Origin of the sequence: Paracoccus sp. (in: a-proteobacteria) (genome assembly GCF_035556475.1) — a bacterium.
Classification (GTDB): domain Bacteria; phylum Pseudomonadota; class Alphaproteobacteria; order Rhodobacterales; family Rhodobacteraceae; genus Paracoccus.
On record NZ_DATMFA010000064.1, the window covers coordinates 1 to 9,219 of the forward strand.

A 9,219-nucleotide genomic window follows, 5' to 3' on the forward strand; every position below is an offset into this window, starting at 1 on the left:
GGCGGAGCTGTCGCTTTCGACGGTTGAGCTGCGCAACAGCTTTCTCTTGTTCGCGGTGGCGTGTGTGGGCCAGCAATATTTCCCGATTTGCCGCACCCGGTGGGAGACAAACATTGCCTGGCACTCGGTTGACGGCTTGCATGCGTTGGTGACGAACAGCGTCCGATGGGGCGCGGTATCAGCGCAGGACAGGGCGCTACTGATCACGGATAAGCATTCGCGGACTGCAAACGACACGCTGACCGACGCGCTCGCGCCTGGCTGACCGAAGGACATGATGCCGGACAGAACAAGAAGTGTTCTGTCGGGAGGATCTACCGGCCCCGTGGCTGGCGGGCGGTCGATAACCGGTGACGGAGCCTCGCCCATGCCGGGGCCGCATTCATCGAAATAGCCGTTCGACATGGCGCGGTTACTCCTCGTCAAAGAGGGATCGCGGTGCGGACGGAGCAGGCAAGCAGTGTGAACCCGCCTTGTCCGTTGCAGAGCGTCCGTTTTTTCAGAGGCGCCTTCGCTTGCGGTCACTACGCAAAAGGCGGGCTAAATAGGAATCCTAGAAGGAGACCCCGCCTATCGCTGCGGGCGGAATTGCCTTGGCGGAACGCCATTTTCGCGGCGGAACGCCCGTGCGAGATGCGCTGAAGAGGAATAGCCAAGCAGCGCCGCCACCGCGGCCACCGGCATCGCACCGTCGCGCAGCAGTTCAATGGCACGTTCGTTCCGCAGTTTGCCGACCACGCCACGATAGCTCACCCCCGCTGCGTTCAGTTCCCGCTGAAGGCTGCGGACGCTCATGTCGAGGGCCCTGGCTGTGCGCTCGACTGAGGCCGATCCCGCCAGGACCTGGGTGCGGATCTGTGCGCGGATCACCCCCTCGGCCCCTTCGCGAAGGTCGGGCTCCTGACGGGCGCGTGCCACGTCCTCGATCGTCGTCGGAGACCATGCCGGCACGACGGTCCTGTGGCGATCGAGGGCGCGGTGGTCGAAAACGAGCGCCAAGTCCGGGGCGTCAAACATGACCGGGCAATGGAAGCAATCGGCCAAATCCCGGCCATCGACCGGCCTTGCAATATCCAACTCGATACGATGCGGTCGCCATGGCGGCGGCAGATAGGCTTCGCACAGGCTCAGCATCACTCCGATGGTGGCCACCGCGATATGGGCATAGCCCGGAAATCCCCGCGCGGCGCTGACATAGCTCAGCCGTGCCATGCCGTTCGCCAGCACCAGCGAGACTTGATCCCCCTTGCTGTGATAGCCGATGCTTCTCTGCGCCCGCCGAACGGCGTCGCCCAGATTCTCTGCGCCAAGGACATATCGCCCCCAGATCCCATAATTGGCGATCGGCAGTTCCGACGCCAGCATGAGCCCCAGATCGGTAAGGCCCGAACGCCGCGCGATGGTGTCGATGAAGTTCGCCATACTCAGATGCGGGATGAAGCAATCAAGATTCTCGATCCGTTCCATATCCAGAAGCGCGGCGCGATTGGCCTCGCGCAGGACGCGCTCGCCGCAGGCGGCCCGCACCCATGCGGGAACGCCCGCCAGAGCCGCGACACTGACAAGCGTCATGGAATTTCTCTGTCTAGCGGCGAGTTTAGCCACTTTTGGCGCGAAATGGGTGTTTGGAACGGGCATGCCGCGCTGTATGGTTGGGAGGAATAAGAAATCTTAGCGTAATCGCCCCGTCCGAAACAAGCTTTGGGTCGGTATTGGGGATGCGTGCCGCGACATTCCGAACGGTTCTGGCGACGATCATGGCCACAGGGGAGGCGCGATGGGATTACCGATTAAAACCCTTCGCTGGCAGCCGCTGGCCGACCCGGCAATGGCTTTTCGCAAGCCACCACGCCGGATAATGGGCCGCGCGCATGGCGGGATCTGCGCATCGGGGCCCGCGGATTACCCAAAACATATCTGGCACAAGGTGAATTCCATTCCGTGGGAGAGAGGATCCATGTCAAGACTGGGTAGAATGATAACCGGATGGGGGGTTGGCACCACCATCCTATTCGCTGCGGGCGGGGCCATGGCGCAGCAAGCGTTGCCATTTCCGCCGACGCCCTCGGGCAGCAAGGCTGGGCCAACCATCGCTGAATCCACTTATAGCCCGTTGGCGCCACAATCGCACCTGCCAGCGGACGCGCCCAATATCGTCATCATCATGCTCGATGATGTCGGTCCGGCTCTGCCTCATACCTTCGGCGGCCCAATCACCACTCCGACGCTTGACGCATTGGCCAATGAGGGCGTTGCCTATAACCGCTTCCACAACGCGGCGATGTGTTCGCCCACCCGGGCCGCGTTGCTGACCGGGCGCAATCACCACCGCGTCGGCAGCGGCCAGATCGCAGAACTGGCGAATGACTGGGACGGCTATACCGGTCGCATTCCGCGCAGTTCGGCCTCGGTCGCGAAGGTGCTCGGAGGTTATGGATATGCCACTGCCGCTTTCGGGAAATGGCACAATACCCCGGCGAATGAAACCACGGCAGTAGGCCCCTATACCGACTGGCCCGCAGGCGAGGGCATCGGCTTCGATTATTTCTACGGTTTCCTCGCCGGGGAATCCTCGCAATGGGAACCGGCCGTAGTTGAAAACACCGTGCGCATCGATCCCTCCCACGGTAGGGAAGGCTATCATTTCACCGCGGATATGACGGACAAGGCTGTTTCCTGGATGAAACAGGTTCATGCCCTGACGCCGGACCGGCCCTTTCTGGTTTACTGGGCACCGGGCGCGGCGCATGGCCCGCACCATATCTTCAACGAATGGGCGGATAAATACAAAGGCAGGTTCGATGCAGGCTGGGACCGGATGCGCGAGGAGATTTTCGCGAAGCAAAAGGAAATCGGCTGGATCCCGGATAACACCGAACTGACCGCGCGCCCCGAATCTTTGGTGGGCTGGTCCGATATTCCTGAAGACGAGCGCCCGTTTCAACGCAGGCTGATGGAGGTCTTCGCCGGCTATACCGAACATGCCGATACGCAGGCCGGGCGTCTGCTGACGGCATTGGATGAAATGGGGATCCGCGACAATACGCTGATTTTCTATGTCTGGGGCGATAACGGATCCAGCGCTGAAGGGCAGAACGGCACGCTTAGCGAGCTTCTGGCACAGAACGGCATCAAGACCGAGATCAAGGACCATATCAAGGCAATGGACGATCTGGGTGGTCTGGATGTCCTCGGCACGCCCAAGGCGGACAATATGTATCATGCCGGTTGGGCTTGGGCCGGATCGACCCCGCATCGCTCGACCAAACTGGTGGCCGCACATTTCGGCGGCACCCGGACTCCGCTGGTGATTTCATGGCCCGGCCATATCCAGCACGACACCACTCCCAGAACGCAATTCCATCACGTCAACGACATCGTGCCGACAATCTATGACGTGCTGGACATCACGCCTCCGCAAACCGTGGACGGGATCGCGCAGGACCCGTTGGATGGGATCAGCATGGCCTATAGCTTCAACGCCCCCGATGCGCCGGGACAGAAGAAGGGCCAGTATTTCGAGATCATGGGCAGCCGGGCTTATTACAAGGACAACTGGATCGCGTCGGTCTTCGGGCCGCGCACGCCATGGACGCCCGGACTTGATCCCGCGATCTTCAAGTGGTCACCAGAGAACGACGTCTGGGAGTTGCACGATCTTGGCCAGGATTTCTCTCAGGCGCACGATCTCGCTGCCGAAAACCCGGATAGGGTCAGGGAAATGAGTGCGGCCTTCCTGGAGGATTCCAAGGAGAACAAGGTATTCCCTGTCGGCGGCGGGCTGTGGTCGGTGGTCTTCCACCCCGAAGATGCGCCCTCCAATCCGGCGAAGGAATTCACCTATACGCAAGAGGTGACCGGCGTCCCCGAATTCGCCGCCCCCAAGGTCGGCGCGCGCAGCAATCTGGTGACAATTGAAGCCGAGTTGAAACCGGATTCAGCGGGTGTTCTTTATGCTTTGGGCGCTTTCTCGGGCGGGCTGTCGCTGTGGGTCGATCAGGGAAAGCTGACCTATGAATACAACCTGTTCGAGATCGAGCGCACGCAGATCGCGACCAGCGGCGCGCTGCCCGAAGGACAGGTGAAAATCGAGGTCGAGACCAAACGAACCGGTACGCAACATGACGCGCCGCTGGATGTGGTGATCCGAGTGAACGGTACGGAAATGGCACGGGGGACGGTTCCCCGCTCGGCTCCGCTGGCATTCACGGCGAACGACGCTTTCGATGTTGGGAGGGACAGCTATTCCCCTGTCTCCGAAGCCTATTTCGACCGGAAGCCCTTTGCCTTCAATGGCAGGATTGGTCAGCTCAGGGTCGCCTATCAATGAAGACCGCACGGGTGGAGATTTTCCCGCCCGTGCCGTTTTCCCTGCGGACATGAAAGAACAAAGGACCAGCTCGATGAAGAAGAGTGCGATCTTGGCGTTTTGTGGCCTGATGCCCATTTCGGCGATGGCGCAGGATCAGCAATGGGAATTCTCGGGCTCGATCTATGCCTGGGTGCCGGGCCTGAGCGCGGCGGTGGACACGCCCTACGGCGAGTTGGAAAGCGATTCCTCGGGCGGGAATGTGCTGGACAATCTGGACATGGCCTTCATGGGCACGTTCGAGGCGCGGCGCGATCGCTGGAGCGTGCTTTTGGACCTGCTTTACGCCAAGCTTTCCACCAGCAAGGACACCCCCTTCGGGGCGCTGTTCTCGGAGGCGGATGTCAAGGCCGAGGTCACGGCGCTCAGCGGCTACGGGCTCTACCGCGCGTATGAGACTGACCGCCTGATTGCAGATGTCGGCGTCGGTCTTCGGGCCTTCAGCCTTGATCTCGGGACCGAGCTTCGCGCGGCGGGCGCGGCCGGCAACCGCAGCTTCGACGGCGACAAGCGGTGGGCGGTGCCGCTGGTGGCGGGCCGCTTCATCCTGCCCTTCAACGAGAAATGGTTCGCCACCGCAGTCTTCGATTATGGCCGGACCAGCAACGACGTATCGACCTGGCAGGGGCTGGCCACGGTGGGCTATTTCTTCAACGAAGCGTGGTCGATGCAGGTGGGATACCGGTATATGGATATTCAGCACGAAATCGGCGGGCTGGATGCCGATCTCGATCTCAGCGGCCCCGTCATTGGTTTCAGCGCGCGTTTCTGAAGCGACGGGCGCACCGGCTGCAAGTCTGCCCACGCACGGCTCCACGCGGCCGCCGTCGTCGAGCGGGAAGGCCAGAAGAACAACCCCGTCGCTTCTGCTTGCACAGGCGGGCGGCACCGCTTTGCAGCCCCTAGACCGGTTTCCAAGTCTCGCCATCTTCATCGCGCATGTCGGTTTGCATGGTCGTGGCCGCAATTGCTGCCTGCCCCATGGCGACGCTAAATGATCCCGATGAAAGCACAAATGCAGAGCTTGACGCGGGGGTCTGACGAGAGAAGCTGCCATTCTGCAATGCAGAATATCGCCTTGCCTTCTACATAAGATAGGGTATCCCCCTATGTTATGAGTCACACAACAAAGCACAAAGCCAAGCTTCTGGCCCGCGTCCGCCGCCTCAAGGGGCAGATCGAAGCTGTTGAGCGCTCTCTGGAAGCCGACGCACCCTGCGGCGACGTCTTGAACCTGGTCGCGTCTATCCGCGGCGCAGTTGGCGGCCTGACGGCTGAACTGATCGAGGATCACATCCGCGAGCATGTCTCGAACCCCGACCGGGATGAGGACACCGAGCGCGCCAACGCCGCGGGCGAACTGATCGACATTGTCAGGACCTATCTCAAATGAACACCGAAGCCTTGCACCTGACCAGCCCGCACGAGCATGTCTACCTGGGCGACAATCACGAACGGAACGAACGCCGGACCTGGCTGGTCATCGCCATCACCACCGCAATGATGGTGGCCGAGATCACTGCGGGCAGCATCTTCGGCTCGATGGCGCTGATCGCCGACGGCTGGCACATGTCGACGCATGCGGGGGCCATGCTGATTGCCGCGCTCGCCTATCGCTATGCGCGCCGCAATGCCCGCAATGCCCGTTTTACCTTCGGCACCGGGAAGATGGGGGATCTGGCGGGGTTCGCCAGCGCCGTGGTCCTCGCGTTGATCGCGCTGCTGATCGGGTGGGAAAGCCTGATGCGGTTCTACAACCCGGTTGCAATCAGCTTCCATCAGGCCATTGCCGTGGCCGTGATCGGTCTGATCGTCAATCTGGTTTGTGCCTGGCTGCTGCGCGAAGATCACGGCCATCACCATCATGGTCACAGCCACGGACATGATCATCACCATGAGCATGCGACCGACAACAACTTGCGCGCCGCTTACCTGCACGTCCTGGCGGATGCCCTGACCTCCGTTCTGGCCATTGCGGCGCTGACGCTGGGCAGCCTCTATGGCTGGAATTCGCTGGACCCCATGATGGGCATCGTCGGCGCGCTGGTGATCTTCCGCTGGTCGTGGGGTCTGATCCGGGACAGTGGCCGGGTGCTTCTCGACTATGTGCCCGATGACGAGGACCTGCCAGACGAGATCCGGGCTGCGATTGAGACGGGTACCGATCAGGTGACCGATCTGCACGTATGGCAGCTTGGGCCCGGTCACCACGGCGCGATTTTGGCGATCCGCTCCAGGGAGCCGCTGGAGCCCGCCGCCTATCGCGCCAAACTTGCGCATATCCACGACCTCTCGCACCTCACGGTCGAGGTGGAGCGGGCAGCCTGAATGAGCAAAAGGGTGAGGAGAGGGTCTCATAAGCCCTCTCGTCATGGCATCAGCGATCCATGCTGGTTGTCCGACTGGCTCAAGTCTCACCACATGACATGTGACGGCTTGACGTTCGCCTCTTCTCGATTTTAACTCATGTCCATGGGGCCTGCGACCGCCCCACGAGGCGCCAGCCGAAGTTCGCGTTCCAGATCGATCATGATCAACCTTTTCAGGGGAGGAACGCCCATGCCGGCCCCCAATGCGATATCGCCCGACAAGCTGGTCCGATTGATCGGCACGGCCCGTGCGCCAGCCATTCTGGACGTCCGCTCGGACGAAGACCTTGCCGCCGATCCCCGGCTGCTGCCGGGCACGATCCGCGCCGACGACCGCGCACTCGCGGACGCGCTCCCAGCCGGGACGATCGTGGTCCTTTGCGAGGGCGGGCATCACCGCAGTCAGGGCGCTGCTGCCTGGCTTCGGGCCGAGGGGCGGCAAGCCGAGTATCTGGAGGGCGGCTTTGCTGTCTGGCGTGAGGCTCGGCTGCCTTTGATCAATCCTGCGGCGTTGCCATCCCGGGACGCCCATGGCCGCACGGTCTGGGTCACGCGTGCACGGCCCAAGATCGACCGCATTGCCTGTCCTTGGCTGATCCGCCGCTTTGTCGATCCCCGGGCGGTGATCCTGTTCGTCGCTCCTTCCGAGGTAGAGGGCGTGGCTGAACGTCACGATGCCGCGCCATTCGACATCGAAGGGGTCTTATTCAGCCATCGGGGTGAGCTCTGCAGCTTCGACGTGATGTTGGCCGAGTTCGGCCTGTCCATCCCGGCATTGGACCGACTGGCAACCATCGTGCGGGGCGCCGATACCGCTCGGCTCGATCTCGTCCCCGAGGCCGCAGGGCTGCTGGCCGTATCGCTTGGTCTGTCGCGAATGTATGCCGACGATTTGGAACAGCTCGAAGCCGGGATGTTGGTTTATGACGCCTTCTATCGCTGGGCGCGGGACGCAACTGGCGAGACCCACAACTGGCCCAGTGCCAAGGCGGGGACTGCGTCGTGACCGCGGGAGGGATCATCCCGGAACGACGGCGTTCCTGCGACCCTGCTGGCCCGGTCCTGCGTGCCGGGTTTCCCTCGCTGGCCGAGGCGAGCCGCGTCTGGGCGCGCATCGCGCTTCTCTCGTTTGGCGGCCCTGCCGGCCAGATCGCCGTCATGCACCGCATCCTCGTCGAGGAAAAGCGCTGGATCGGAGACGGGCGGTTCCTGCACGCGCTGAATTTCTGCATGCTTCTTCCGGGTCCCGAGGCGCAGCAGCTGGCCACCTATATCGGCTGGCTGATGCACGGAACGCGCGGAGGCCTGATCGCGGGCGCGCTGTTCGTGCTGCCTGGAGTTGTCGCGATAATGGCCTTGAGCTGGCTCTATGCCCTCTTTGGCGACGTGGGGTTGGTGGAGGCACTGTTCTTTGGCCTAAAGGCCGCCATCCTGGCCATTGTGCTTCAAGCGGTGGTCCGCATCGGGCGTCGGGCCCTGAAGAACGATGCAATGCGCCTGCTGGCTGTGCTCTCCTTCATTGCGATCTTTGCCTTTGATGCGCCTTTTCCGCTGATCGTTCTCACCGCTGGTCTGATCGGCTTTCTGGGTGCCCGAACCGGCCTACGCGCCTTTGCGCCCGGCGGTGGCCACGGGTCGGTCGGAAGCGTCCACGTCGATGATGCCGATACGCTCCTTGGCGAGGAGATGGTCGAGATGCCGCTTGCGGCGCGGCGCGGTGCGCTCCGGGCGGGTGCCGCGGCGATCGTGCTCTGGCTGGCACCGGTCGCGGTCCTGCTCGTAACTGTGGGTAGCGGCAACGTTTTTGCCGACATCGCCCTCTTCTTCTCGAAAATGGCGGTGGTGACATTCGGCGGCGCCTATGCGGTTCTTGCCTATGTCGCGCAGGAGGCCGTCGGGACCTATGGCTGGCTCCGGGCTGGCGAGATGCTGGACGGTCTTGGCATGGCCGAGACAACGCCGGGGCCGCTGATCATGGTCCTCCAGTTCGTGGGTTTTCTTGGTGCCTTCCGGGACGCCGGATGGGACAGCGCGCTTCTGGCGGGCACTCTGGGCGGGCTGCTCACCACATGGGTTACCTTCGCGCCCTGCTTTGCCTTCATCTTCCTGGGCGCTCCTTACATGGAGGGTCTTCGCGCCAACCGATCTCTGTCGGCAGCCCTGACGGCCGTTACGGCCTCGGTGGTCGGCGTGATCCTGAACCTCGCAATCTGGTTCGCGATCCATGTCATCTGGCGCGAGGTGCAGCGGATCGAGGCCGGGCCTCTCTCCATGGAGCTCCCGGTCCTCGGCTCCATAGACTGGCTCGCAGCCGGGCTGTCAGCACTTGCGCTGGTCGCGGTGTTCCGGCTGCGGTTGGGAATGACCACTGTCCTGGCGGGAGTGGCGGTTCTGGGCATCGGTCTCTATGCTGCGGGTGTGATCGCCTAGGCTCCAGACCCATTGATTTCGTGCCTTTGGCGTGTTTCAGGCTCCGCAAGG

The 9,219-nt window shown here is 62.4% G+C and carries 8 protein-coding genes; 7 read left to right on the plus strand and 1 reads right to left on the minus strand.

The features are described 5' to 3' along the window. The coding region (locus tag VNQ78_RS08060; RefSeq protein WP_325688486.1) for a hypothetical protein at nt 1-265 on the plus strand (265 nt) is incomplete at its 5' end. Nucleotides 266-570: 305 nt separating this feature from the next. On the opposite strand, the gene VNQ78_RS08065 is transcribed toward VNQ78_RS08060, so the two are convergent. Further along, a complete protein-coding gene (locus VNQ78_RS08065; protein WP_325688488.1) occupies nt 571-1,572 on the minus strand; it encodes an AraC family transcriptional regulator in 1,002 nt (333 codons plus the stop codon). Nucleotides 1,573-2,029: 457 nt separating this feature from the next. Here VNQ78_RS08065 and VNQ78_RS08070 point away from each other — a divergent pair, with 457 nt between their 5' ends. From VNQ78_RS08070 to chrA, 6 genes are all read left to right on the plus strand, one after another. Further along, nucleotides 2,030-4,330, plus strand: a complete 2,301-nt coding sequence (locus tag VNQ78_RS08070) for an arylsulfatase (RefSeq protein ID WP_325688490.1) — start codon at nt 2,030-2,032, stop codon at nt 4,328-4,330. Beyond that, nucleotides 4,293-5,141, plus strand: coding sequence for a hypothetical protein (locus tag VNQ78_RS08075; RefSeq protein ID WP_325688492.1), 849 nt, complete (start codon nt 4,293-4,295; stop codon nt 5,139-5,141). The genes VNQ78_RS08070 and VNQ78_RS08075 overlap by 38 nt, the downstream gene beginning before the upstream one ends. A gap of 342 nt (nt 5,142-5,483) precedes the next feature. After that, the gene (locus tag VNQ78_RS08080; protein ID WP_325688494.1) at nt 5,484-5,762 is read left to right on the plus strand and encodes a metal/formaldehyde-sensitive transcriptional repressor; all 279 of its coding nucleotides are present in this window, start codon (nt 5,484-5,486) and stop codon (nt 5,760-5,762) included. Beyond that, on the plus strand, nt 5,759-6,697 hold the full coding sequence (gene dmeF, locus VNQ78_RS08085; protein WP_325688496.1) for a CDF family Co(II)/Ni(II) efflux transporter DmeF: 939 nt from the start codon (nt 5,759-5,761) through the stop codon (nt 6,695-6,697). Before VNQ78_RS08080 ends, dmeF begins: the two co-directional genes overlap by 4 nt. A gap of 231 nt (nt 6,698-6,928) precedes the next feature. Next, a complete protein-coding gene (locus VNQ78_RS08090; protein ID WP_325688498.1) occupies nt 6,929-7,744 on the plus strand; it encodes a sulfurtransferase/chromate resistance protein in 816 nt (271 codons plus the stop codon). 56 nt (nt 7,745-7,800) lie between these two features. Then, a complete protein-coding gene (gene chrA, locus VNQ78_RS08095) occupies nt 7,801-9,168 on the plus strand; it encodes a chromate efflux transporter (RefSeq protein ID WP_325688500.1) in 1,368 nt (455 codons plus the stop codon). Nucleotides 9,169-9,219: the final 51 nt, after the last annotated feature.